Origin of the sequence: Bradyrhizobium sp. CB3481, assembly GCF_029714305.1 — a bacterium.
Classification (GTDB): Bacteria; Pseudomonadota; Alphaproteobacteria; order Rhizobiales; family Xanthobacteraceae; genus Bradyrhizobium.
The window spans coordinates 6887752-6912463 of the sequence record NZ_CP121647.1 but is presented as its reverse complement, the minus strand read 5'-3'; the positions used below and the strand labels follow the sequence as shown (position 1 = coordinate 6912463).

The 24712-nt window shown below is 64.4% G+C and carries 22 protein-coding genes; 5 read left to right on the top strand and 17 right to left on the bottom strand.

Features of this window, described 5'->3' with window-relative positions:
- Positions 1-5: 5 nt before the first annotated feature.
- From QA643_RS33440 to QA643_RS33375, 14 genes are all read right to left on the bottom strand, one after another.
- Positions 6-1028 carry a molybdopterin cofactor-binding domain-containing protein gene (locus QA643_RS33440; RefSeq protein ID WP_283029914.1) on the bottom strand — a complete coding sequence of 341 codons (1023 nt, stop codon included), beginning with the start codon at positions 1026-1028 and terminating at the stop codon, positions 6-8.
- Between the two features lie 2 nt (positions 1029-1030).
- Complete coding sequence (locus tag QA643_RS33435; RefSeq protein WP_283029913.1) at positions 1031-2614, bottom strand: molybdopterin cofactor-binding domain-containing protein; 1584 nt, start codon at positions 2612-2614, stop codon at positions 1031-1033.
- An 11-nt stretch (positions 2615-2625) separates the two neighbouring features.
- On the bottom strand, positions 2626-3105 hold the full coding sequence (locus tag QA643_RS33430) for a (2Fe-2S)-binding protein (protein ID WP_283029912.1): 480 nt from the start codon (positions 3103-3105) through the stop codon (positions 2626-2628).
- Between the two features lie 6 nt (positions 3106-3111).
- Positions 3112-3930, bottom strand: coding sequence for an FAD binding domain-containing protein (locus QA643_RS33425; protein WP_283029911.1), 819 nt, complete (start codon positions 3928-3930; stop codon positions 3112-3114).
- A gap of 16 nt (positions 3931-3946) precedes the next feature.
- Entirely contained in the window at positions 3947-4390 is a 444-nt protein-coding gene (locus QA643_RS33420) for an SRPBCC family protein (RefSeq protein ID WP_283029910.1), read from the bottom strand.
- Between the two features lies 1 nt (position 4391).
- A complete protein-coding gene (locus QA643_RS33415; protein WP_283029909.1) occupies positions 4392-4829 on the bottom strand; it encodes an SRPBCC family protein in 438 nt (145 codons plus the stop codon).
- Between the two features lie 9 nt (positions 4830-4838).
- The gene (locus QA643_RS33410; RefSeq protein WP_283029908.1) at positions 4839-7727 is read right to left on the bottom strand and encodes a flotillin domain-containing protein; all 2889 of its coding nucleotides are present in this window, start codon (positions 7725-7727) and stop codon (positions 4839-4841) included.
- 24 nt (positions 7728-7751) lie between these two features.
- A complete protein-coding gene (locus QA643_RS33405) occupies positions 7752-8585 on the bottom strand; it encodes a phosphoenolpyruvate hydrolase family protein (RefSeq protein WP_283029907.1) in 834 nt (277 codons plus the stop codon).
- A 2-nt stretch (positions 8586-8587) separates the two neighbouring features.
- Positions 8588-10819 carry an ABC transporter permease gene (locus QA643_RS33400; protein ID WP_283029906.1) on the bottom strand — a complete coding sequence of 744 codons (2232 nt, stop codon included), beginning with the start codon at positions 10817-10819 and terminating at the stop codon, positions 8588-8590.
- Positions 10812-11594 carry an ABC transporter ATP-binding protein gene (locus QA643_RS33395; RefSeq protein ID WP_283035013.1) on the bottom strand — a complete coding sequence of 261 codons (783 nt, stop codon included), beginning with the start codon at positions 11592-11594 and terminating at the stop codon, positions 10812-10814. Before QA643_RS33395 ends, QA643_RS33400 begins: the two co-directional genes overlap by 8 nt.
- Positions 11595-11601: 7 nt before the next feature.
- On the bottom strand, positions 11602-12684 hold the full coding sequence (locus tag QA643_RS33390) for a branched-chain amino acid ABC transporter permease (RefSeq protein WP_283029905.1): 1083 nt from the start codon (positions 12682-12684) through the stop codon (positions 11602-11604).
- A 1-nt stretch (position 12685) separates the two neighbouring features.
- Positions 12686-13696, bottom strand: coding sequence for a branched-chain amino acid ABC transporter permease (locus tag QA643_RS33385; RefSeq protein ID WP_283029904.1), 1011 nt, complete (start codon positions 13694-13696; stop codon positions 12686-12688).
- Positions 13697-13840: 144 nt separating this feature from the next.
- A complete protein-coding gene (locus tag QA643_RS33380; protein ID WP_283029903.1) occupies positions 13841-14668 on the bottom strand; it encodes an AraC family transcriptional regulator in 828 nt (275 codons plus the stop codon).
- 151 nt (positions 14669-14819) lie between these two features.
- Complete coding sequence (locus QA643_RS33375) at positions 14820-16070, bottom strand: ABC transporter substrate-binding protein (RefSeq protein WP_283029902.1); 1251 nt, start codon at positions 16068-16070, stop codon at positions 14820-14822.
- Between the two features lie 495 nt (positions 16071-16565).
- Here QA643_RS33375 and QA643_RS33370 point away from each other — a divergent pair, with 495 nt between their 5' ends.
- Complete coding sequence (locus QA643_RS33370; protein ID WP_283029901.1) at positions 16566-17267, top strand: DUF2066 domain-containing protein; 702 nt, start codon at positions 16566-16568, stop codon at positions 17265-17267.
- A 93-nt stretch (positions 17268-17360) separates the two neighbouring features.
- Here QA643_RS33370 and QA643_RS33365 read toward each other — a convergent pair whose 3' ends face one another.
- From QA643_RS33365 to QA643_RS33355, 3 genes are read right to left on the bottom strand one after another with little or no spacing between them, the layout of a single operon-like run.
- Positions 17361-18335 (bottom strand): TRAP transporter substrate-binding protein, encoded by a 975-nt coding sequence (locus tag QA643_RS33365; RefSeq protein WP_283029900.1) that lies wholly within the window; start codon positions 18333-18335, stop codon positions 17361-17363.
- Positions 18336-18349: 14 nt separating this feature from the next.
- On the bottom strand, positions 18350-19657 hold the full coding sequence (locus QA643_RS33360) for a TRAP transporter large permease subunit (protein WP_283029899.1): 1308 nt from the start codon (positions 19655-19657) through the stop codon (positions 18350-18352).
- Position 19658: 1 nt separating this feature from the next.
- Positions 19659-20195 carry a TRAP transporter small permease gene (locus QA643_RS33355; RefSeq protein ID WP_349253304.1) on the bottom strand — a complete coding sequence of 179 codons (537 nt, stop codon included), beginning with the start codon at positions 20193-20195 and terminating at the stop codon, positions 19659-19661.
- A gap of 212 nt (positions 20196-20407) precedes the next feature.
- On the opposite strand from QA643_RS33355, the gene QA643_RS33350 reads away from it, so the two are divergent.
- The 4 genes from QA643_RS33350 to QA643_RS33335 all read left to right on the top strand — a co-directional run bounded on the left by QA643_RS33350 (position 20408) and on the right by QA643_RS33335 (position 24704).
- Entirely contained in the window at positions 20408-21586 is a 1179-nt protein-coding gene (locus tag QA643_RS33350) for an ROK family transcriptional regulator (RefSeq protein WP_283035012.1), read from the top strand.
- Positions 21587-21647: 61 nt separating this feature from the next.
- A complete protein-coding gene (locus QA643_RS33345) occupies positions 21648-22934 on the top strand; it encodes an ABC transporter substrate-binding protein (RefSeq protein ID WP_283029897.1) in 1287 nt (428 codons plus the stop codon).
- Positions 22931-23854, top strand: a complete 924-nt coding sequence (locus QA643_RS33340; RefSeq protein ID WP_283029896.1) for a sugar ABC transporter permease — start codon at positions 22931-22933, stop codon at positions 23852-23854. The genes QA643_RS33345 and QA643_RS33340 overlap by 4 nt, the downstream gene beginning before the upstream one ends.
- A complete protein-coding gene (locus QA643_RS33335) occupies positions 23847-24704 on the top strand; it encodes a carbohydrate ABC transporter permease (protein ID WP_283029895.1) in 858 nt (285 codons plus the stop codon). The genes QA643_RS33340 and QA643_RS33335 overlap by 8 nt, the downstream gene beginning before the upstream one ends.
- The last annotated feature ends 8 nt before the right edge of the window (positions 24705-24712 follow it).

Here is a 24712-nt window from a genome sequence, read left to right as displayed (position 1 = left end):
GTGCCTCAGCGCCTCGCCTGCGGCCGGGCGCCGCCCTGGGCCTTGATCGCGCGCAAAACTTTTTCGGGCGTGATCGGCAGTTCGTCCATCCGCACGCCGACCGCATTGAAGATCGCGTTGGCGACCGCCGGCAGCACCGGGTTGGCGCACATCTCGCCGGGGCCCTTGGCGCCGAACGGGCCGTCGGCGGCGGGGCGTTCCAGCACCGCGATATCGTGCGGGCAGATGTCGCCGGGGCCGGGCATCAGATATTCGACGAAGTCGCGCGGGCCGTGATCGGGATTTGGATAATAAGGCTCGGGTGTTTCGAACAGCGCGTGGCTGATCCCCATCCAGGCGCCGCCGACGAGCTGCTGCTCCACCAAGCGCGGATTGAGCGCGCGGCCGAGTTCATACGCGCTGTCCATGCGCACCATCGCGACCTCGCCGGTCTCATCGTCAACCTCGACCTCGGCGACGAGGCAGGCGTGCGCATAGCAGGTCGCCGGTGACATCTCGCCGGTCTCGGGATTGACCTCGGACAACGGCACCAGAAAGATGCCGCGCCCCGATATGGTCTTGCCTTGCTTGAACTGCGCGGCGATGGCGACATCTTTGGTAGAGATGGAACGGTGCGGCGCACCCTTGACGTGGATATTGCCGCGCCCGTCGGTCTCGAGATCGGCGGCGTTGACCTCCAATTCCTCGGCGGCAGCCTCCATCATGACACCGCGAGCCTCTTTCGCGGCCGCCATCACCGCGTTACCGACGCGATGCGTGCCGCGCGAGGCGAACGAGCCCATGCAATGCGGGCCGGTGTCGGAATCGGCGGTGTCGACATAGACGTCCTCGACCGGCACGCCGAGCGTCTCCGCGCAGATCTGCCGTGTCACCGATTTCATGCCCTGGCCGAGGTCGATCGACGACAGCGACACCGCGAATTTGCCGCTGGGATTGGAATGCACCAATGCCTGGCTGGGGTCGCCGCCGAGATTCATGCCGATGGGGTAGTTGATCGAGGCGATGCCGCGTCCGCGATGCTTTGTCATGGTCAGCGCCTCCTGGTGCCGAAGACGGAGGAGAAACGGGTGGCGCCATGCGACGGCGACGGAGCCGGCGGCCGCGGGGAAGGCGGCGCCGGTGTGGGCGGTGGTGGTTGGATCGTGGCAGGTGGCGCGCGATCGTAGGTGGTACGCTGCTGCGAAACTGTGGCGCGTTGTGCGGCGGGTTCGAGCGGCGTCGTGGGTATTGCCGCCCGGCTGCCGCCGCCGTCCTTGCGCGAGGACATGCGCCTCATCTCCTCGCGCAGCGGCCATTTGGCTTTTTCGGCCGCAACCTGCACGCATTCGATCAGCGCGGTGTTCTTGGCCTCGCGCCGGTGTGCCTTCATGTCGCCGTCGCGATAGGCATTGAGGATGCGGAACTCCAGGGGATCGATGCTGACGAGATGGGCGAGCTTGTCCATCTGGCATTCGAGCGCAAAGTCCATCGCAGTGACACCAAAGCCGCGCATGGCGGTGGCGGGTGTGCGATTGGTGAACACGCAGTAGATGTCGCCGGAAACGTTGGGGATCGTATAGGGGCCGGGCAGGTGGGCCGCGCATTTGACGACGGCATAGCTGGAAAGCCGGGTATAGGCACCGCTGTCGAAGTAGGCGCGGATCTTGCGGGCGATGATGCGTCCGTCACGCATGATGCCATCCTTGATATAGATGCGCTCGGCGCCGCGCGGCGAGCCGAATTGCATCTCCTCCTCGCGGCCGAGCTGGTAGCGCACCGGCCGTCCGGTCAGCATCGCGCCGAGAATGGCGAGCGGCTCGGTGAGCGTATCGACCTTGCCGCCAAAGCCGCCGCCGACCGTGCCGCCGATGAAATGGAAGGTGTTGGAGGGCACGTCGAGGATTTTTGCGCAGGTGTCGAGCGAGAAGAACAGCGCCTGCGTCGAGGTGTAGACGACGTAGCGGCCGTTGGTATCGGGAGCTGCGATCGAGCCATTGGTTTCGGTCGGCGCATGCTCGATCGGCGACATCTGATAGCGCTGTTCGAGGACATGATCGGCCTCGGCAAAGCCGCGCTCGACGTCGCCGAAACGCAGCTTCTGGTGATCGTAGACATCGTGATAGACGAAGGTGTTATTGGGGTAGACTTCGTTGACGACGGGCGCACCGGGCTTCAGTGCGTCCTCGACGTCGAATACCGCGGGCAGCGGCTCGTAGTCGACCCGCACTTTCGCCATCGCCTCATGGGCCTCGCGCGGAGAGTCGGCGACGATCGCGACGATCGGTTCGCCCTTGTAGCGCACCTTGTCGACGGCCAGCGACGGCTCGTCGTCCTTGCCGAAATTGATCAGGCTGAGCAGCGTGTTGAGATTGACCGGCACATCGGCGCCGCGAATGATGCGCCGCACGCCGGGGGAACGTTCCGCTTCCATGGTGTCGATACGGCGTAGGCGGGCGTGGGCGTGCGGGCTGCGCAGCACCTTGAGATGCAGCATGCCCTGCAGCTTATGGTCGTCGAAATAGGTCGACGTGCCCGTGACATGGCCGAGCATGTCCTGGCGCTGCGTGCCCTTGCCGATCTCCTTCAAATTATCGTCGCGCTCGTCGGCGAAGATGTCCTTGCGCAGTTCCAGCATGGCAGTATCCTTTACGCCCGTGCCCGGCCGCCAGATGCGGCGGCGAGTACGGCGTTGATGATCGGTTCATAGCCGGTGCAGCGGCAGATATTTCCCGAGATCGCTTCGATGACCTCGGCGCGGGTCGGCGACGGATTGCGATCGAGCAGCGCCTTCGCGGCCATCAGCATGCCCGGCGTGCAGTAGCCGCACTGTGCGGCGAATTGCTCCATGAAGGCGCGCTGCAGCGGGTGCAGATTGGGGCCGTCCTTGAGCCCGTCGAGCGTTTCGACGGAACGCCCGGCCGCAGTCTCCGCCAGCGTCAGGCAGGAGAGGTGCAGTTCGCCATCGATCAGCACGCTGCAGGCGCCGCAGCCGCCCTGGCCGCAGCCGAATTTCGGCGTCATGTCGCCGATCCCTTCACGGAGCGCGACCAGCAGGTTGACGCCGCCGTCGACGAACAGGGCGACGTCGCGGCCGTTATGACGAAACTGGAGCGGGGTCTTGGTCATGAATGCTTACTCCAGGCCGGACAGCAGGCGCCGAAGATGGACGCCGACGATCTCGCGGCGATACCACGCGCTGCCGAGAGCGTTGTCGGCGGGCGACACGCCCTCGGCGGCCACCGCCGCGGCGGCGCTGATCGCGGCGTCGTCGAGCGCACGTCCTTCCAGCGCCCGCTCGGCGGCGCGTGCGCGAATTTGCATCGGGGCCATCGATCCCAGCGCGATGCGCGCGCCCGAGACGCGGCCGCCGCTGACCGGCAGATGTGCGGCCAGCGTGATAACCGAGCCGCCCTTCGGCTTGATGCGCGCGATCTTGCGATAACGGAAGGCATCGGCGTTCGCAGGACGCTGGCAGGAGACCGCGAGCACCAGTGCGCCGCTTTGCCGCTCGCGGGATTGCAGGAACTCCTCGATCCCCATGTCGCGGGCGCCGAGGCCGCCCTGGACCGAGACGGCCGCATCGAGCGCGAGCAGCGCGACGGTGAAATCGCCATAGGGATTGGGCGCAAACAGATTGCCGCCCACCGTGCCCATGTTGCGCACGGCCGGTCCGCCGATCGAGCGTGCCGGCGCGTGAAGAAAGGCAAGCTCGCGTTCGGCCAAGATTTTGGCGAAGGTGACGCCGGCGCCGATCGTGATGCGCGAGCTCGACACGTCGATGCGAGACAATGCCCGGTCGGTGGCGCGGACCACGGTCGAGATCGAGATGTCGCCCTCGTTGAGCGCGCGCATGACCAGCGTGCCGCCGCCGAGATAGCGGGCGCTGCGGTCGGACGACAATGCCGAGGCTGCTTCGCCAAAACTTGCGAATGTTTTCACCGTGACGGGCATGGGGTTGCCTCCGCTGTCATGCGGTCTCCTTCAGGTGCCGGCGAATGGCATCGAAGCCGGCTTGGTAGATCTGTTCGGCGACCATCTGCGTCAGCCGCTCGGCATCCGCGGGACGCGCCGTAAAACGGGATTCCCAGTGCCAGAAAGTACGGTCGCCGTCCGTGACCGGCAGCAGCCGGACATGGGCGACATAGTTGAACATCGGGATCGGCGTATCGAGCAGGCAGTAGCTGAAGGTCTGTTCGAGATCGGACAGCGCCAGCAACTGTTCGCGCAGCTCCGAGCCGTCCTGCAGCTTGAACCGGCGTACGCAGCCGATCTTGTCGGACGTCTGCGCGCGCTCGATCGTGCTGGTCGCCACCGCGGGGTGCCAGCGGTCATGGCCGTTGAAATCGCGCAGCACGTTCCACACCGCGCCCGTCGGCGCGTTGAGAACCGTGCTTTTGACGATATGCGGCACGCTAGCCTCCAAAGGCGCGCTTGAGCGCGTCGAACCCGCCTTGGAACACGCCGGAGCCGATATTGTTCACGAGTTCGTTCTCGCGCTCCGGCGCGCAATCGAACTCGGCGCTCCATTCCAGAAAAGTCTGGTCGCCGTCGGTCACCGGCGTCAACCGCAGCGTTGCGACGTAGTTCTCCACCCCCATCGGAGACTCCAGGATCGAATAGGTGCAGAACATGTCGTAGTCGGAGAGGCCGAGCAGCTTTTCGCGGATGCGGTCGCCATTGCGCAGGCGAAAATCCCGCACGCAGCCGATCTTGTCGGCGGGCTCGCCGCCTTCGATCCGGCTCTCCGCAATCGCCGGATGCCAGTTGGGCAGGCCGTTGAAGTCGCGGACGCGCGCCCAGACGCGGTCGTTGCGGGCATTGACGACGGTGGAGACGTAGACGCGGGCCATGGCGTGATCTCACCCTTTCTTGCGCGGTCCGCGTTCGGCGGGAGGCTCGCCGGGGCTGGAGGGAGGCGTGTCGGGTTTGGCGGGCCCGGCCTTGCGGGCCGAATCCTTGATGCCCTGCATGTCGCGCGCTTCGCGGATCAGGCCCGGCATCTTGGCGAGGCTGCCGCCCTCGACGCCGATGTCGGACAGGATGGAGTCGATCAGCGGCGCCTGCACCCGGTAGCGCAGCGCCGAATCGATCACCTCGTCGGTGGCGCTGCGGCCCCCGTTGCCACCGCCGTTGTTTGCGAGCCCGTCCACCTGAAGAATGCGGATGCCCTCGATCTTCTCCATCGGCTTGACGCTCTCGCGCACGATGCCCTCGATGCGGTCGAGCAGCTTGCGGCGGAACAGCGAGTAGCGCGCCTGGTCGGTGAGCACGTTCTCGGCTTCGTTGAGCAGCCGCTGCGCCTCGGCCTCGACCGCGGCGCGCACACGCTCGGCGTCGGCCGCGATCTTGGTTTCCTCGGCTCGCTTCTCCGCCAGCAGCACCTCGATGGTCTTCTGTCGCTTGGCGATCTCACTGTCGCGGGCGGTGACGACGCGCTCGGCGGCCTCCGTCGCGCGCACCCGCGCATCCTCGGCCGCCACCTTGGCGGCGGATTCCTCCAGCGATTTCTGATAGAGAGCGATCGCCTTCTCCATCAGCGCCGTCTCCACATCTTTTTCGCGGTTGACCTCCAGCTTGCGCAGGTCGCGCTCGCGGCCGATGCGGGCCTCGTCGAGGCCGCGATCGGAGGCGATACGGGCTCGTTCGACTTCCTCGCGGGAGGCGATCTCGGCTTCCTGCAGCGCCTGGACGCGGCCGACCTCGAGCTGCTCGATCGCGCGGCGTCGGGCGAGCCGTGCGGCTTCGAGCGCCTGCTCGCGCGAGACATCCGTCGTCTCGACTTCCTTGCGGGCGTTGATCTCGGCCTGCTTGACCTGACGGTCGGCATCGATGCGCTCGGAGCGTTTTGCGGCGAGCGCGATCACGCGCTCCTCGTCGGCGATCTCGACCGTCTTCTTCTGGTCGATGTTGAGCACCTCGCGCGTTTTGGACGAAGCGATGCGCTCGGCTTCCAGCGCCAGCTCGACCTCGACGCGGCGGCGTTCGATCGCGTCGCGGCGCTTGAGCTCGGCAGCCTCGATGGCTTCGGTGCGCTCGATCTCGAGTCCCCTGGTTTCCTTCTCGGCGCGGATGCGCTGGGCGGCGACGACCTTCTCCTGGGCAATCCGCGCGGCTTCGATCGCTTCGCGCGAGGCGATATCGGCCTCCTCGACGGCGCGGTTGCGCGCGATTTCGAGCGAGCGAACACGCTCTTCCTGCGCGATGCGGGAGGCTTCCGTGGCCTCACGCGCGGAAATGCCGGCGACTTCCAGCGCCTGGTTACGCTCGATTTCCAGCTTGCGCGTGGCGTGCTCGGAGCTGATGCGTTCGGCGGCCAGTGTCCGCTCGCGGGCGATCCGTGCCGCTTCGACGGCCTTCTGCGCCTCGATCTCCGCTTCCTGAATGGTGCGCACCTGCGCAATTTCCAGCGAGCGGGTGCGCTCGTCGGAAGCGATCCGCTCGACATTGACGATCGTGGTCTGGGCGATACGGGCCTTTTCGGTCGCCTCGCGCGCCGCAATTTCGGCTTCCTCGACCGCGCGGCTACGCTCGATCTCGCGGCGGCGAGTTTCCTCCTCGTTGGCGATCCGGGCGTCGGTGACGGCGCGATCCTGCTGGATGCGTGCCTTCTCGACCGCCTCGCGCGCCATGATCTCGGCTTCCTCGACCGACCGTGTGCGCTCGATGTCGCGCTGGCGCACTTCGCGCTCCGAGGCGATGCGGGCGGTATCGACCGCGCGCTGGTTGGCGATTTTTGCCTTCTCGATTTCTTCGCGGGCCAGCAGTTCCTTTTCTTCCACCGCACGGGTGCGCTCGATCTCGCGGTGCCGCGTTTCGCGCTCGGAGGCAATGCGGGCCTCGGCAATGGCGAGCTCGTTGGCGATGCGTGCCTTCTCGATGGCTTCGCGGGCCGCGATCTGCGCCTGCTCGGCTTCGGTCTCGCGGAGCGCGCGCTCCCGCGCTACTTCCGTGCGCTGCAGCGCCCGGCGCATCTCGATGTCGCGCTCCTGTTCGAGACGGGCGGTCTCGCTCTCGCGTTCGATCTCCAAGGCCTGGCGCTCGGCATCGAGGTTGCGGGTGCGGATCTTGATCATCGAATCCTGTTCGATGTCATTGCGCAGCTTGCGCCTGGCCTCGATGTCCTCCATCAGCCGCGTCAGGCCTTCGGCGTCAAAACGGTTCGACGGGTTGAAATATTCCAGATCCGTCTGATCGAGATCGGTGATGGCGACGGATTCGAGCTCGAGGCCGTTCTGCGCCAGCGCCTCGGCGGCGGCGGCTTTGACCCGGGCGACATACTCGCCGCGCTGCTCGTGCATCTGCTCCATGGTCATCTCGGCTGCCACCGACCTGATCGCAGAAACGAACTTGCCGGAGAGCAGGGCGTGCAGTTGCCCCGGTTCGAGCGTGCGCCGGCCGAGCGTGGCTGCGGCGATCGCGACGGCCTCGCGGGTTGGCTGCACGCGGACGTAAAAGTCGGCCTCGATGTCGACGCGCATGCGGTCGCGGGTGATCACGGCGTCATGCTGCGAGCGCACGATGCCCATCGGCAGCACGTTCATGTTGACGGGCGTGTAGTCGTGGATGAACGGCAGCACGAAGGCGCCGCCGTTGATCACGACGCGCTCGCCGAGGAGGCCGGTGCGGACGAAGGAGACTTCCTTCGACGAGCGGTGATACAGCCAGTTCACGATATAGACGACGATGGCGATCACGACGACCGCGACGATCAGCCAGAGAATCAATTCGCCAACCAGAGTCCCCGACATCTTCTCCTCCCTTTGCCCTCGGCGTTATCGCGCGCCGATCGCCTTGAATTTGCGTACCTGTTCCGTCAGCGCCCGCTCCACCGGGAGTCGCTCCATCGAGGAGGCGCCATAGAAGCCGTGGCACTTGCGCGTATGTTTCATGATGAAGTCGGCGTCATCGGGTTCGGCGATCGGGCCGCCGTGCGCCAGCACCAGAATGTCCGGGTTGACGCTGAGCGCGGCCGACGCCCAGGTGTCGATCTGTTCCGGACAGTCTTCGAGCTTTAGCGCGGTATGCGCGCCAATCGCGCCGCCGGTAGTGAGGCCGAGATGGCAGACGATGATGTCGGCGCCGGCAATCGCCATGGCCGCGGCCTGGCTTTCGCTGAACACATAGGGCGTCGTCAGCATGTCCTTGTCACGCGCCTTGGCGATCATGTCGATCTCGAGGGCATAGGACATGCCGGTCTCTTCGAGATTGGCGCGGAAGATTCCGTCGATCAGCCCGACGGTTGGAAAGTTCTGCACGCCGGCGAAGCCGAGCGCTTTCAATTCGTCGAGGAAACGATCCATGTCGCGGAACGGATCGGTGCCGTTGACGCCCGCGAGCACCGGCGTCTTGGTGACGACCGGCAACACTTCGCCGGCCATCTCGACCACGATCGCATTGGCATCGCCGTAGGGCATCAAGCCGGCCAGCGAGCCGCGTCCGGCCATGCGGTAGCGGCCGGAATTGTAGATCACGATCAGGTCGACGCCGCCGGCTTCCTCGCATTTGGCTGATAGGCCGGTGCCGGCGCCGCCGCCGACGATCGGCTCGCCTTTGGCCACCATGCTGCGAAATTTCTTCAGAATCTTTGCGCGTTCGAACTTCGCCATGGTCACCTCGCAACTCTCCGGCGCGTCCCCGGGCGTCCGACCAGAGGGCGGAGCGCGGCGACGATGGCGGATGCAAATTCGGGATCGTTGATATGGCGCTTGATGCGAACGAGCTGGCGATTGCCGGTCTGACGCACGCTGCGCTCCAGCGCCGTGAACAGCGCGGCATCGGCCTCCGGGTCCCAGAACGCCTGGCCGGGGACATCGAGCGCGGAAACGCCGCCTTCGGGCAGGAAGAAGCGAACCGGCCCATCCATCCGGTTGAGCTTCTCGCCGATCCAGCGTCCGATGCGCTCGTTCTCCTCCACCGTGGTGCGCATCAACGTCACCTGTGGATTGTGAATGTGGAATTTGCGCTGGCGGTAGCGCTCGGGGATGCTGTCAGGCGCGCCGAAATTGACCATGTCGAGCGCGCCGACCGAGCCGATGAACGGCACGCGGCTGCGGATGATGGCGCCGAAGCGGTCGTCGGTCGCGGGGAATACGCCACCCATTAGGAAGTCACAGACCTCCGTCGTCGTGAGGTCGACGACGGCGGCGAGCATTCCGGAATCGACCAGCTTCTCCATTGAGCGGCCGCCGACGCCGGTGGCGTGGAAAACGAGGCATTCGAAATCGTTGCGCAGCTCGGCCGCGATCTTCTGCACGGCCGGTGTCGTCACGCCGAACATGGTGATGCCGATTGCCGGTAGATCGGCCGGTGCGTTACGCTCGGCCGCGCCTTGATTTTCAAGCCGCGCCTTCACCATGCCGGCGATGGCGTTGGCGCCGTTGGCGAGCACGGCGCGTGAGATCGAGTTGAGACCCTGCACATCGGTCACCGAATACATCATGGTGATATCGGCGGGCCCGACATAGGGGCCGACATCGCCTGACGCGACCGAGGAGATGATGAGCTTCGGCACGCCAACGGGAAGGGCGCGCATGGCGGGCGCGACCAGCGAGGCGCCGCCGGAGCCCCCGGCCGAAATGATCCCGGCGATGTTGCCCTGACGGCGTAGCCAGTTGGCAAAGGCATCCGCCATCGCCGCCACCGACGCGCCGCGATCGGAGCCGAACACGGTCGATCCGCCGCGTCCGTGGTTGAGGGCGATCTCCTGGGCCGACACGTCGCAGGTCGAGAGCTTGCCGCTGGTGGAGACGTCGACGAGGCGCGTCCGGAGGCCCTGTCCGGCGATCACGTCGCGGATGAAGCGCAGCTCCTCCGCCTTGGTATCGAGCGTTCCGACCACGAGAACGACCGGCGGTCCGGACGTGCTTTGCGCGCTCGCGCCGGGCTGGCGCCGTTGCCGCGCCGCGTCCTCGATACGCGTCACGCCTGTCGATAGCGTGCGCGCGGCAGCTTCGATGCGGGCAATCGGTGCCGGCTGCGACCAGCGCGTCGGCAGCGTGGGATTGGAGATGTAGATCCGGACCGGCGCCGTGCCCGATGCGCGCGTCGGCGCAGGCTGCGCCCTGGTCTCCGTGCCTGCATTGGTGACGTCGAGATCCGCTTCCGGCTCGGCGCCGTGGACGCCGACGCCGAGCAGGCGCTGTTGCAGTTCGCGGTCGGCGGCAAGGCGCGCGGAATCGATGATGCGGTTGACGCGGCCATTGACCACGATCGCGACATTTTTCGAGATCGCGGTCGCGACGCCGATATTCTGCTCGATCACGAGCACCGACATGTCGCCGTCCTCGCCGAGCCGCACGAGCATGTCCTCGACCTGGGCAACAATGACGGGCGCAAGCCCCTCGGTCGGCTCGTCCATGATGAGCAGATGCGGATTGGTCAAAAGCGCGCGCGAGATCGCCAGCATCTGCTGTTCGCCGCCTGAGAGCTGGCCGCCGCCATGGTCCTTGCGCTCGGCAAGGCGGGGAAAGGTCTCGTAGATGCGATCGATGCTCCAGGCGCCGCGGCGCATGCCGGCGGCGAGCCGCAAATGCTCGTCGACGCTGAGCGAGCGCCAGAGCCGGCGGCCCTGCGGAACATAGCCGACGCCTACCTGCGCGATCCGCGTCGGGCTGAAGCGCGTGATGTCCTCACCGCGCACGCGAACCGAGCCGCCGCTCGCCCGCAGCAGGCCCATGATGGTCTTGCACAGCGTGGTCTTGCCCATGCCGTTGCGGCCGACCACCGAGAACACACCGGCATCGAGGGTGAGATCGACGCCTTGCAGCGCATGGGAATGGCCGTAATAGACGTCGAGACCCCTGACTTCGAGCGCAGGCGCGGAGCGGCGGATATCACTCATGGCCGGCCCCCAGATAGAGTTCCTGCACCTCGGGGTCGGCTTCGATCTCGTGCGGCAGGCCTTCCTTGAAGACACGGCCGTTGTGCATCATCGTGACGCTTTCGACGACGCGGAGCGCAACATCCATGTCGTGCTCGATGATGATGTAGCCGATATGGGCGGGCAGGGAGGTCAGGATTTCGACCAGCTCGCGACGCTCGGTGGGGGATAGCCCAGCCGCTGGCTCGTCGAACAGGATGAAGCGCGGCGCGCCGGCCAGCGCGAGTGCGATCTCGAGCTGGCGCTGCTGGCCGTGCGCGAGCTCGGCTACGCGCTGCTCCCTCACGGATGTCAGATGCACCGCCTGGATCAGCGTCTCGGCCGCGCTCATCAGGGCGTCGTTCGCACCCGGGCGCAAGAAAGAATACCGACCGCGGGAAACGCCGCGGCAGGCGAGGTAGACATTATCTCGCACGGTGAGTCCGGGGAACAGCGCCGAGATCTGATAGGTGCGGCGCAGGCCGCGCCTGATCCGCTCGTAGGGCGGGAAGTGGGTGATGTCCTCGCCGAAGAAGCGGATCGTGCCGGAAGACGGCGGAAAGTCGCCGGTCACGCAGTTGAACAGCGTGGTCTTGCCGGCGCCGTTGGAGCCGAGCACGGCACGGCGTTCCCCGGGGCGAACCGTGATGGTGACGTCGGTGAGCGCCGCGAGTGCGCCGAACAGCCGCGTCACCCCGCGCAGCTCCAGCGCGGCGCCGGCGCCGACGGCCGAAAAGCGTGGCACCGACCTATCCATGGCCATTCTATCCATGACCTTGGCCTCCAGTGCGCTTGTCCGGCGTGGCCGTGCTGCGCCGCCAGCGCTCCCACAGTCCGATCACGCCATCCGACGACCAGAACACGATGGCGAGGAAGCCGAGGCCGATCAGCAGGCGGAAGCGATTGCCATCCAGCCCGAACTTGACCAGGAGATCGAGCGCGAAGGTGCGCAGGATCACGAAGATGAATGCGCCGATATAGGGGCCGACGGGACGGGTGATGCCGCCGACCACGGCAATGATCAGGATATCGATGCAGGCCCCGACGCTGACCGAGCCAGGCGAGATCTGCCGGTAGTTCCAGACCTGCAGAACGCCGCCGAGCGCTGCGATGAAGGACGCGAACGCATAGGCCGCCACGCGGTGCGCGTTGACATTGAAGCCGAGCGCCGCCATGCGGCGGGGATTGTCGCGCACGCCCTGCAGCGCGAGGCCGAACGGCGCGCGCGAGACGTATTGAACGGCAAAATAGCAGAGCGCCGCAACGCCGAGCGTGATGTAGTAGAAGGGGATGTCGGCGCGCCAGTCGACGCCCCAGAATTTCGGTGTTGCGACGGTGTTGATGCCGGTGTGGCCGCCGAAGATCGGCCAGTTCTGGTTGGTGAAATAATAGAAAGCGGCGCCGATCGCGAGCGTGATCATGATGGTGTAGATGCCCTCGGTGCGCACGGCGAGCGCGCCGCCGAGCGTGCCGAAGATCGTCGCAAGCAGCAGCGCCATCGGCGTTGCCAGCCACCACGGCCAGCCGAGGCTGATATTGGTGTTGGCGCTCATGCCGAACACCGCGACCATGTAGGCGGCAAAGCCGGCAATGGTGAGCTGCATCAGGCTGACCATGCCGCCATAGCCGGCGAGGAACATCAGGCTGAGCGCGATGGTGCCGAGGATCAGCGTGGTGGCAAATATCTCGATCAGGAAGAAGCCGTTGGCGATCAGCGGCATGATCACGAGGATCACGGCCACCAGCCAAACCGCCGGCTTGTTGAATTCGGGCAGCGTCAGGAACGCGGCGCGCTGCGCGGCGCGCGGCTGGCTAGTCGGAGAATGCGCGCCCTGGACCAATGACATGTCAGCGCCTCGCCAGAAGGCCTTGCGGGCGCAACGCCAGCACCAGCACCATGATGAGGAAGGTCACCACGATCGCGTAGGTCGGGATGTAGACGGAGCCGAGCTGCTCGGCGAGGCCGATGATGATGGCGCCGAGGGCCGCGCCGGGGATCGATCCCATGCCGCCGACGATGACGACGACGAGGGAGGCGAGCAGAAAGCGGGTGTCTTCGCCGGGCGAGAGCGACTGGAAAGTTCCGCCGACGACGCCGGCGATGCCGGCAAGCCCGGCGCCGAGCGCGAACACGGCAACGAAGACGAGCTGGATTGGCACGCCGGTCGCGGCCAGCATGTCGCGGTCATCGACGCCAGCCCGCACCATCATGCCGACGCGGGTGCGGTTGAGTGCCAGCCACATCACGATACCGATTACGATCGCGGCGACGAAGATCACGAGCCGCACCAGGGGATAGCGCAGATAGACCGCCTCGCCCGACGATTTGACTGCCGTCACCAGCGGCAATTCCACGGGTCCGATCAGCCAGCTCGGGGTCTGGATCTGGTAGAAATCGCCGCCGAACACCCACAGCATCAGATCGGCAAACACGATCGAGAGGCCGATCGTGACCATGGTCTGGCGCAGATCCTGCCCCTCCATGCGGCGAAAGACGACGATTTGCAGGACGATGCCGAGCACGGCGACGCCAAGGAATGCGATGATGAAGCCGAGGATCCAGGAACCGGTCCAGGTGCTGATGGCGTAGCCGATATAGCCGCCGAACAGATAGAGCGAGCCGTGCGCCAGGTTGACGTTGCGCATCAGGCCGAAGATCAGGGTGAAGCCGCTTGCCACCAGGAAGTAGAGGCTGCCGAGCGTGATGCCGTTGAAGACGGCGTTGAGGAACACCCGCTTCCTGCCGATCGCCTCTTCGAGGCCGGGCGGCCAGACGGCAAGGATCAGCCATAGCAGCAGCGCGACCACGACGAGCGTGATCAGCGCCCATGCCGGATGGCGTTCGATGAACCTCGTCACGGCAATCGCCCGGCCGTCGCCATACCGTCCTCCCAGACGCCGCGGCCGTTTTGGCTCGCGTTTTCGGACCATCCTAACGGTGCCGAAAACCGTGCACTTGATCGTCAGTATCTTTTCGCGAGCATGTTTCCGCGCCAGGCGCGCTTACGGCCGCAAGACTTTGGCGGCGCGGCGGTATTCCGTCGGCGCCATTCCGACATTGGCCGCGAAGAAGCGGGTGAAACCGCTCTGCGAGGAGAAGCCGAGATCGAAGCCGATATCGGCGATCGGCACCTCGGTCGCGACCAGCGCGTCGAGCGCCTGTTCCATGATCAGCGTGTTGAGGTAGAGGTTCGGGGTGACGCCGGTCTGGGTGCGGAACAAACGGTAGAAGTGTGGACGCGACAGGCCCGCAGCGCGGGCGATCGAATCCAGCTCGATCTCGGCGCCAGGGCTTTCCGACATCAGCTTGATGGATTTGCGGACGCGAAAGTCGGTGACGGCGGTCGCCGTGCGGGTCTCTGCCACCGGCTCGGAGCGCTGCCAGCTCTCCTCATAGCAACTATCGATCAACTGCCTGAGCTCGCAATCGAGGCTGCTCAGCGAGGGGGCCCCGCAGACCAATGCTGCAGTGCGCCTGATGTGTCTGTCGAGGGTAACCGTTCGCTTGAAGCAGGTGCGGCCGAACCGCAAGGAGTGGGCCCGCGCGGCATCAGGGGCGAACCATTCGGCGTTGACGTAAAGCACGAAGAAGATCGCGCCGTTGTCGACGTCGGTCGGGACAAAGTTGTGTGGTTCCCAAGGGTTGACGGCGACAATGGAGTCTTCGCCGAGCAGCCATCGCTCATCGCACACGTCAATGCGGGCCGGCGTCCCACCGACATGAAAGATCAGGTGCCCTTCACGATGCGCATGCATGTTGAAGGGACGGTTCAACTGATAGACCGTCGCGCGACCGAACCGGCCGTGGAAGACGGCCAGAGCCTTGCTCATGCCTTCCCTCCCGCGGGATGTTCTTGTCTTTTCGACCAGCGTTCAACATCCACCGCGAGAATGCAAGTGGTTCGCATCAAGGGCCAATCACATCCGCCCGGTCGCGCCCGAGCCCCGGCATGACCGGGGCCCGTTCGCAGATGCGAAGAACTCAGTACTTCTTGCACTCCGGAACCGTCCGGCTCGGCAGGCCGATCTTGGAGAACACCGCGGGGTCGTAGCCCAGCGTCTGGTTCACGTTCGGGATCACCTTCACGACCTTGCTGAAGAGGGCGCCCTTGCCGTCATCGACCACTTCGGTGACGAAGTTGGTTCCGATCGCCTGGCGGTTGGAGTCGAGCTTGATCTTGCCGTTCGGCGCGTCGAGCTCGATCTTGGCAAGTGCTTCCTTGTATTTTGCCTGGTTGTTGCTGAGATCGCCGTTGACCTGGCGCAGCGCGAGGATGAGCGCCATCGTCGAGCCGTAATAGTTGGTGGCGAGCAGCGAGGGGCTCGGGAACCTTTTGTTCGGCGGGAAGGCGTCCTGATAGGCCTTCACGAACTTCTGCCAGCCCGGATCCTCCCAGGTATCGGCCTGGCCGCTGGCGGCGATAGTGCCGAGCAGCGCATTCTTGGCGTTGCCCTTGGCGGAGAGGATGGTCTGGTCGACCATGATCGATCCGCCCATCAGATGCGCCTTGCCGCCGGCCTGCTGATACTGGTTGAGGAAATTGACGGCGTCGGCACCGCCGAGGCCAAGATAGATCGCGTCGACATCGTCGGGCAGGGCGGCGATGACCGAAGCAAAATCCTTGGTGCCGAGCGGCACCCATTGCCGGTTGGTGACCTGTCCGCCGGCGCCGCAGAATTCGAGCACCAGCCCGAACACCTGCGTGTAGATGAAAGAGTAGTCTTCGCCGACGGTTGCGATCTTCCGATAACCCTTGGTCTCATAGGCGTATTTGCCGAGACCAACCTGCCACTGGGCGCCGTCCATGTTGTAGCGGAAGAAGTTCGGCGACGGATCGACGTAAGTGGTTTCCTGCGCGCCGGAAGCGGCGTTGATGAACGTCAGCTCCGGCCTCGTCTTGGCAAAATTCTTCACGGCGATGCCTTCGTCGCCTGACAGCGGCGAGAGCAGGATCTGGACCTTGTCCTGCTCGATCAGCTTGCGCACCGCGCGAACCGCGGAATCAGGCGTCGCATCCGTGGACGCGATGATGAATTCGAGTTCCTTGTCGCCGACCTTCTTGCCGAGCGTATTGATCGCGGTCTGGTGGCCGCGGATGCCGTCTTCGCCGAGCACCGTATAGGTGCCTTCGAGCGTCGCGGTGACGCCGACCTTGATCTTCTCCTGAGCCATGGCAGCGCTGGAGAGCAACAGGGTGCTCAGCGCGACCAGTCCCGCACAGCTTCTCAACATCGAACCCCTCCCTTGTATCGCCAGCGCTTGGATTGCCGGCTCTTTGATCGTCAGGCCTTGATTGCGAGCTCGTTTCAGAATCGCATGCGGTCGACGCCGGTTGCGTGGCGTGCAGCCGGAATGCATTCGGAACCGCCGGAGCGAAAGCTAGCTGATCACTGGGGCGGCGCGTGCAGCTTGGCCGGCCGCAACTTGATCGGTAGTCTCATTTTGCATGTTGCGCCGCGAAGGCATCGCTCAGGGCGTTTGGGTATCAATGGGACAGCCTGCCGCAGTCGAAAGTTGCGTTTCCGCAAAAACGAACGAATCCTCAAAGCAAGACAGCACCCTTGAACGGAGGTGGGCGTGTTTGATCTGCGAGTGGCGCGACACCGGGTGATCGTCGCGATATTTGTGACAGCCATGCTGACCTGGTGGACGGGCACCACGGTTGTCGCGGCAGGCGATCTCTATCGCGCGAAGGTCACCGTGACGGGCCAGGGCGAGGCCAACCGCATGCTCGGCTTTGCCGCGTGCCTGGAAGACGTCCTCATCAAGGTGTCAGGTGCACAGAAGCTCAGCGGCGACCGGCGATTGGCACCGTACAAGGCGAAGGCAAAAAGCTTCGTCACCTCATTCAGCTATCGTGACCAGTTCTTCGGCAAGCCAATCCGTGACGAGCAGGGCACCCGCGACCGGCCCTACGACCTGACGGTCGATTTTGAGGAAAGCAAGATCGACGGGATTCTTGGGATGCTCGGTCTCAAGCCCTGGCTATCGCACCGTCCGGTGCTTGCGGTGTTTGTCGCGATGGAGCAGGGCCCAAGAAAATACGTCGTGACCATCGATGGCGCCCAATCCGACCTGCAGCGCGACGCCTTGCTCGCCGCGGCCGACAAGCGCGGCATGCTCATCGTGCTGCCCGGGGAGGCGGCATTGACAAAATCGAACATCACGGGCGAGACGCTCGAGGCGAGCCCGTTGTCGGCGCTTGCTCCGATCGCTGCCGAACAGGACGCGGAAGCCGTTCTGACCGGGCGCTTGGTCTGGGATGACCAGCAGCTCGGCTGGGCCACGCAGTGGAAGATGGAGTGGAGTGGCCGGGCGCACCGCTGGCAGGTTCGCGGCGTCACATTCGATGAAGCCTTCCGGCGCGGCATCGGCGGCGCGGCGCAGGTTTTTTCAGGCAATGGCGACTTGTCAAGCAAAGGCGACTGACGCCGCCGCGCTTATGGCGGCCGAGCACCTATGCGGCGTCACGAAATAGCAGAGCCCGGCAACCGAATGCCGGGCTCCGTGAGATTGATCGTGCTACTTCTTGTAGGCGGCGATCACGGCTTCACCATCAGTGCCGGCCTTCTTGAGCCAATCGGCCGTGAGCTGCTCGCCGATTTTCTCGAGGCCGGACTTCAATGCCGGCGGCGGCGGCAGCACCTTCATCTTGTTGGCTGCGAGCTGTTCGAGATACCACTTCGCCTTTTCCTCCGCGAGCTTCCAGCCGCGTTCTTCGGCAACCGCTGCCGCCTTGAGGATCGCTTCCTGGGTCGGCTTGTCGAGCGCGTCGAACGCCGCCTTGTTCACGAAGGTCACGTTTTTCGGAATCCAGGCTTGCGTATCATAGAAGTGCGTCATGGTTTCCCAGGACTTGCTGTCATAGCCAGTGGATCCCGAGGTCATGAAGGCGTTGACGACGCCGGTCGCCAGCGCCTGCGGCAGTTCGGCCGCCTGGATGGTGACCGGCTGGGCGCCGACCAGTTCGGCGATGCGCGAGGTGCCAACATTGTAGGCGCGCCATTTCAGGCCCTTCATGTCCTCGACGGTGTTGATGTCCTTCTTGGCGTAGATGCCTTGCGGCCCCCACGGCACCGCGAACAGCAGCATAAGGCCTTGCGACGCGAGCTTCTTCTCGATCGCGGGCTTCGATGCGAGCCACAGCTTCTTGGCCGCCGGATAGCTCGTCGCCAGGAACGGGATGACGTCGATACCGAACATCGGATCCTCGTTCTCGTGCAGCGAGATCAGGACTTCGCCGGCCTGCGCCTGCCCGGTCGCGACCGCGCGCTTGATTTCCGGCGCCTTGAACAGCGATGCCGCGGGATGCACGGTGATCTGCAGCTTGCCGCCGGTTGCATCGCCGACGTCCTTGGCGAATGCAATCAGGTTCACCGAATGCGGATTGTCCGCAGGATAAGCCGCCGGAAGATTCCATTTCGTCTGCGCCATTGCGGGCAGGGCGAAAGCCGCAACGCAGGCGGCGATCGCGCACGTCTTCAAAAGCCTGAACATAAAAACACCTCTCTCTAGCCAGGGAACGCCATCTGCGGCAGCACCATTACGATGGAAGGAAATACCGTGATGATGGCAACCGCGAGAACAAGCAGGAAGAAGAACGGCAGGGCCGCCTTGGCGACCGTGTTGGAATCCTTGCCGCTCATGGTCTGCAGAACGAACAGGTTGAAGCCGACGGGCGGGGAGACCTCGGCCATCTCCACCACCAGCACCAGGAAAATGCCGAACCAGACGAGATCGAAGCCGGCCTGCTTGACCATCGGAATCACGATGGCGGTGGTCAGCACGATCATGGAAATGCCGTCGAGCGCCGTGCCGAGCACGATGTACATGACGGTGAGCGCGGCGATCAGCGCATAGGGGCTGAGTTGCAGGCTGTTGACCCAGCTCGCCAGCGCCATCGGAATGCCGGTATAGGCCATCGACGTGCCCATGTAGGAGGCGCCGGCGAGGATCAAGAGGATCATGCAGTTGACCCTGGTTGCACCCATCACGCTCGCCCAGAACGACTCCCACGTCAGCGCGCCCTGCCACCATGCAATCGCGAGCGAGCCGAGCACGCCCCAGGCGGCGCATTCGGTCGCCGTCGCCCAGCCCATCAACAGCGACAGAAAGACGAAAATGATCAACAGCAGGCAGGGAATGAGATTGAGCGATTCGGAGATGCGCTGGCGCAAACTCATGGCGGGTTCGGCCGGCGGCGTCCGTTTTGGATTGGCGAGCGACCAGATCGCGATGTAGCCGGAGTAGAGCACCATCACCAGAAGGCCCGGCAGAAAACCGGCTAGGAAGACCTGAATGATCGAGACGTTCGCCTGCACGGCGTAGACCACCATGGTGATCGACGGCGGGATCAGAATGCCGAGCGTGCCGGCGCCGGCGAGCGAGCCGAGACTGAGGTCTTCGTTATAACCGCGCTTCTTCAACTCCGGCAGCGCGATCTTGGCAACCGTGGCGCAGGTCGCGGCCGACGAGCCCGACACCGAGCCGAACACTCCGCAGGCTAGTACGTTGACGTGCATGAGTCGGCCCGGCAGCCAGTTCAGCCAGGGTGCAAATCCGCGGAACATTTCCTCCGAAAGCCGGGTGCGGAACAGAATCTCGCCCATCCAGATGAAGAGCGGCAGCGCCGCGAGCGACCATGACGCACTGTTGCCCCACACCGTGGTCGCCAGCACGCTGCCCGCCGGAATGTTGCCGCCGGCGAACTGCATGCCGGCCCATCCTGTCGCCATCAGGGCGACGGCAATCCAGACGCCGGCGCCGAGCAGCAGCGCGAGGAATCCGAGCAGAATGGCGGCGATCGAGAGCAGCTCCATGTCAGACCCCGCTCTGCATGGCGCGCTCGACGACTTCCTCGGCGCTCTGCGGCTTCGGCAGTTCGTAGCGCGGCGAAAAGCCGCGCAGGACATGGATCAGTTCGTCGACAAAGGCAATGAAGAGAATCGCAAGACCGCCGCTGTAGCCGAGCTGTGGAATCCACAGCGGCACCGCGATGACGCCTTGCGAGATGTCGGAAAATTTAAGCGATTGCCAGGTCATGACCGCCGCATGCCAGGCGAAAAACCCGATGAAGCCGGCGCCGACGATCAGCGCTACGATCTCGACGTAATGACGTACGTTGTCGCTGAGGCGGTCGATCAGAAGGCCGACACGGATCATTTCGCCATGCTTGAAGGTGTGGGCGAGCCCGAGGAAGGCGGTCGCCGCCATGCACCAGGAAATGAAATCATCGCCGGCAGGAATATTGATGCCGAGCGGCCGGCCGCCCGACAGCAGCATCATCAGCACGAAGATGGCAATAAGGAAGAGACCGGCGAGATAGCCCGAGAACAGGTAGAGTCGATCAAGAAACACGCGAAGCAAAGCCCATCCTCCTCCTGCACGCCTATCGCCGGAAGCAATAGACGTACCATTTCCGGCATATTCTCTTTCGGAAAACGTCTGCGGGCACAAGCCCGCCGAAAGTGGATGAAGGGCAGGAGGCGCTTCCTGCGGTCGCAGAAGCGCCTTGACAGCCGAAATGTTTCGCGCGCACATTCTTACACTAAGTAAGAATGACGACAGGGATGGAAATGTCGGAGCAGCCGAGAAGTCGGCGGCAGACGCGTGCGGCCATTCTGGGGCATCTGCTCCAGTCGGGCGGCATGTTTCGGCCGCCGCTGGCCAAGGCGGTGCGCCTTTCCGAGGCGAGCCTGTCGCGCATCCTGTTCGATCTGAAGGCGGAGGGCCTGATCGAGGAAGTCAGGCGGCCTGCGCCTTATGTGGGTGGTCCGACAGGCTTGGTGTCTCTCGATAACTCTGTCGCGCTCGCGGCCATTGAGCTGACCGCGCAGCGGCTGAGCGTGGGCGTCGGCGGGCTTTCGGGCGAACTGCATTATACCGAACGTCTGCCGCTGCCGAAAACGCCAACGGTCGAATCCGTCGGCCGGGTATTTCACGATGCGCTGCAATTGCTGCAGGACTGGACGCGGCGACGGCGGGTCCGCCTGTCGCAGATCGGCGTGGCGGTCCCCGGTCTCAGCCGGCTCAGCGTATCAGACAATCCGATCATTCCCTGCGACGTCGGGCACGTTCGCGGTCTGCTTGGCGAGATGTTTGCGGACGTGCCGGTCGAATTCACCAATTCGGTCGTGGCGCATGCAATGTTTCACCGCTGCCGCACAGAAGACTATCCGTTTACCGGGACGCATCTGTTCGTCTTTGTCGGCCAGGGCGTTGCGGGCGCGTGGATGGAAGATCCGATCGAGGCCGATGCCCTGCTGCCGGTCGAGCTCGGCCACATGGTGTTCGCGGAGGGCGGGCCGCGGTGCCGCTGCGGCCATCATGGTTGTGTCGAGGCTTTCACGTCGCTCCCCGCATTGGCGGAGCTTCTTGGCATGCCCGAGCCGGAGCTGCTGCAGCTTGGTGCTGAGTGGGTGAATGCAATCCCGATCTCGTCGCGCGTGCGGCAGGAGCTGCGGCGCCGGCTGTTCCGGCTTGGCCTTGCGATCGGCAATACGCTGAACGTAAAGCCTTGTCCTGCCGTGGCCGTCAGCGGCTGGCCGTCGCTGCTCGCGGAAGAGGATCGAAAGGCGGTGGTCGAGGGAATCGATGCCTGCCTGCTCGGCGGGCGCAAATTCGCCGGCGTATCGCTCGCCTTCGTGCCGCCTTCGAACGGCAACGATCCGAACGCCGCGCTGGCCTTCGCCGCCTATTGCCTGGCCTGTCGCGGCGGCATGCCGGCCGCGTCGGTGGAGGCCGCCTGAGATGCCATGAGCCGCGCGGCTCGAACGCGCCAACAAAAGATCACACCGGGAGGAACATGCTATGCCGATCTCCATAACGAGGCGTCACCTGCTCGCTGGATCCGCCGCCGCGCTTGCCATGCCGGCATTTGCCCGTGCGCAAGGCGCGGTCAAGCCGCGCCTGACCGCGATCTCGCAATGGTCGGCCGGCAGCGATGGGGCGGCGATCACGGCGCTCGGCAAGAAATTCGAGGAGAAGGGCGGAATTTGGCAGCACTCGCCCGTTCCTGGGTTCACCACCGAGATGATGAACAAGCTGCGTGCTCAGATCATCGCCGGCGATCCGCCGGCCTGTTCGCAGCTCAAGGGCCCCGAGATTGCGGCCTGGTCGAAGATTGCCCCGACCGTCGATCTCGACGCCGTTGTCGCCGCCGCCGGCTACGAAAAGGTTGTCGCTCCAGACCTTGCAAAGTTGCACAAGCCGGGCGGCAAGTGGATTGCGCTGCCCTTGCAGATCTACAGCACCAACATGCTGTTTCTCTCCAAACGCGCGATGGACAAGGCCAAGGCCGACAAGATCCCCGTCACCTGGGCCGACTTCAACGACCTTGCCGAAAAGATGAAATCAGGCGGCGTCACATATCCGATTGCCAATGGCGGCACCCGTCCCGATGACGGGCAGAAATTCGAGGCCTCTCTCGCCGGCATCAGTCCCGCGGCATACCGCGCGGCCATCATGAATCTCGACAAGAAGGCCCTGGAGGGCCCCGAGATCAAGGCTGCCTTCGCCCAGGTGCGCAAGATCGCCGACTGGATGGATCCCAACGTCGGCGCCCAACACTTTTCGACCAACCTAAAGCGCTTCGTCGACGGCGACATGGGCATGATGATCATGGGCGGTTGGGCGCAGGGCGTGCTGCGCAACGCCGGTTTCAAGTTCGACGACTTCATTATCGCCCCGGGCCCGAGCGACAATGGCAAGCCCGTCTTCCTGTTGAATGCCGATGCGTTCATATTCTGGCAGCGCAAGGAGCCCGACCTGCAGGCCGGCCAGACGCTGATGGCCCAGCTCGTGATGGATCCGGCGATCCAGACCATGTATTCGCAGATCACGGGATCGATACCCGTGCGCACCGATGTCGATCTTTCCGGTGACGGCTGGTCGGAAGGTCAACGGCGGACCGCAGCAGCTCTGAAAGACGCTATCGCCAGCAATCAGGCCGTCCTCAGTGTTGCGCACAACATGGCGCAGGAAAACGGTATGACGGCAGCGATGATTGACGTGATCACAGAGTACGTGAAGAACAAGACGATCAAGCCCGAGCAGGCGGTCACACGCCTCGCCGAGGCCGTCGAGGGCGCACGTTGACCATCGCCGTCTCGACAAGACCGGGCCGGCCGGCGGCTTCTGACGTGGTACGCCGGCTGCCCGAATATCTAACGATCTGGGTGCCGCTGCTGTTTTCCGCCGCGCACCTCATTGCGTTTTCGCTGTGGACGATTTGGATATCGTTCACACCATCCACTCTGGTCCCGGTCTCGGGCTGGGTAGGTTTGCGCAACTATACCGCGGTTACAGCATCGCGGAACTGGCAGATCGCCTTCGACAATCTGCTGCTGTTTGGTTGCGCCTTCGTGTTGCTGAGTCTGGTGACCGGCCTCATCCTTGCCATCCTGCTCGATCAGCGCATCCGCGGCGAGAATTTGCTGCGATCCATCTTCCTCTACCCCCTGGCGGTGTCGTTCGTGGTCACCGGCACGGTCTGGAGTTGGCTGCTCAATCCTGGCCTTGGAATCCAGAAGCTGGTCCACGACCTCGGCTGGACCTCCTTCCGGTTCGACTGGCTGATCGACCGCGACATGGCCATCTGGACCATTGTCATCGCTGCGATCTGGCAATCCTCCGGCTTCGCCATGGCGCTCTTCCTCGCCGGCCTTCGGTCCGTCGATGCCGATCTGATCAAGGCAGCGCAGATCGACGGCGCCGGACCGATCCGAATGTACCGGCGCGTCATCCTGCCGACGCTTTGGCCGATCACCATAACCGTCATCGTCATCCAGCTGCAGTTCGCGATTTCGACCTTCGACCTCGTCCGCGCGCTCACCAATGGCGGGCCCGGAATCGCGACCCAGCTGCCAGCACTTGTCGTCTATGACCTGATGTTCCAGCGCAGCCTGCTCGGACGGGGAGCGGCGGCGGCAGTCCTCATGTTGCTCATTCTTCTCGCGGTTTTGCTGCCGTATGCAGCGTGGCGTTATGTCCAGCGGCGGCGGGCGATCCATGCGTGACCGAACCTTCGCACCAAGCCGGATTCTGATTTATCTCATCGTTTCGCTGATCGCTGCAGCATGGCTCGCGCCATTGGCTGTTGTCGTGCTGAATTCGCTCCGTACCAACCAGGAGATCGCGCAGGGCTCGATGATCGGCTGGCCGCAACACTTGGCCTGGAGCAATTACGCCGCCGCCTGGAGCGGTTTCTGTGTCGCCGAGACGTGCGCCGGCATCCGTCCCTACATGCTGAACTCCGCGCTCGTCACCATTCCCGCGACGATCTTCTCCACCCTGCTTGGTGCGGTCGCCGGTTACGCGGTTTCGCTCTGGCGCTTTCGTGGCGATCAGTGGATCTACGGCATCGTCACGCTCGGCATCTTCCTTCCGCAGCAGATGCGTTTGCTGCCCTGGACCATCGTGTTGCGCGATACCGGCCTGATGAACACGCTGACGGGCCTGGTGATCATTCACACAATCCAGGGACTCTCCTTTACCGTCCTGTTCTGCCGAAACTACTACGTTGCCATCCCGCAGGAGTTGATACGGGCCGCGCGCATCGATGGCGCCGGGTTCTTTCGCATTTTCTGGCGCATCATTCTGCCGCTCTCGCCACCCATCCTGGTCGTCACCGTGATCTGGCAGTTCACGCATATCTGGAACGAGTTCCTCTATGGCGTGACATTCACGACCGGCCAACAGCAGCCGGTCACCGCTGCGCTGATCGCGCTCTCGGCCGCGGTCGCCGATATCCCGCAGCATGGCGTGCAAAGCGCCGCGGTGATGATCGCGGCCCTACCTACCCTGTTGATCTACCTGATCGGTGGCAAATACTTCGTACGCGGCCTTACCGCCGGCGCCGTGAAATGAAGGGGAAG

Bases quoted from the DNA above. Each gene is read 5' to 3' on its own strand.
- QA643_RS33440 (WP_283029914.1), bottom strand. From the start codon at position 1,028: ATGACAAAGCATCGCGGACGCGGCATCGCCTCGATCAACTACCCCATC.
- QA643_RS33435 (WP_283029913.1), bottom strand. From the start codon at position 2,614: ATGCTGGAACTGCGCAAGGACATCTTCGCCGACGAGCGCGACGATAAT.
- QA643_RS33430 (WP_283029912.1), bottom strand. From the start codon at position 3,105: ATGACCAAGACCCCGCTCCAGTTTCGTCATAACGGCCGCGACGTCGCC.
- QA643_RS33425 (WP_283029911.1), bottom strand. From the start codon at position 3,930: ATGCCCGTCACGGTGAAAACATTCGCAAGTTTTGGCGAAGCAGCCTCG.
- QA643_RS33415 (WP_283029909.1), bottom strand. From the start codon at position 4,829: ATGGCCCGCGTCTACGTCTCCACCGTCGTCAATGCCCGCAACGACCGC.
- QA643_RS33410 (WP_283029908.1), bottom strand. From the start codon at position 7,727: ATGTCGGGGACTCTGGTTGGCGAATTGATTCTCTGGCTGATCGTCGCG.
- QA643_RS33405 (WP_283029907.1), bottom strand. From the start codon at position 8,585: ATGGCGAAGTTCGAACGCGCAAAGATTCTGAAGAAATTTCGCAGCATG.
- QA643_RS33400 (WP_283029906.1), bottom strand. From the start codon at position 10,819: ATGAGTGATATCCGCCGCTCCGCGCCTGCGCTCGAAGTCAGGGGTCTC.
- QA643_RS33395 (WP_283035013.1), bottom strand. From the start codon at position 11,594: ATGGATAGGTCGGTGCCACGCTTTTCGGCCGTCGGCGCCGGCGCCGCG.
- QA643_RS33390 (WP_283029905.1), bottom strand. From the start codon at position 12,684: ATGTCATTGGTCCAGGGCGCGCATTCTCCGACTAGCCAGCCGCGCGCC.
- QA643_RS33380 (WP_283029903.1), bottom strand. From the start codon at position 14,668: ATGAGCAAGGCTCTGGCCGTCTTCCACGGCCGGTTCGGTCGCGCGACG.
- QA643_RS33375 (WP_283029902.1), bottom strand. From the start codon at position 16,070: ATGTTGAGAAGCTGTGCGGGACTGGTCGCGCTGAGCACCCTGTTGCTC.
- QA643_RS33370 (WP_283029901.1), top strand. From the start codon at position 16,566: ATGCTCGGCTTTGCCGCGTGCCTGGAAGACGTCCTCATCAAGGTGTCA.
- QA643_RS33365 (WP_283029900.1), bottom strand. From the start codon at position 18,335: ATGTTCAGGCTTTTGAAGACGTGCGCGATCGCCGCCTGCGTTGCGGCT.
- QA643_RS33360 (WP_283029899.1), bottom strand. From the start codon at position 19,657: ATGGAGCTGCTCTCGATCGCCGCCATTCTGCTCGGATTCCTCGCGCTG.
- QA643_RS33350 (WP_283035012.1), top strand. From the start codon at position 20,408: ATGGAAATGTCGGAGCAGCCGAGAAGTCGGCGGCAGACGCGTGCGGCC.
- QA643_RS33345 (WP_283029897.1), top strand. From the start codon at position 21,648: ATGCCGATCTCCATAACGAGGCGTCACCTGCTCGCTGGATCCGCCGCC.
- QA643_RS33335 (WP_283029895.1), top strand. From the start codon at position 23,847: ATGCGTGACCGAACCTTCGCACCAAGCCGGATTCTGATTTATCTCATC.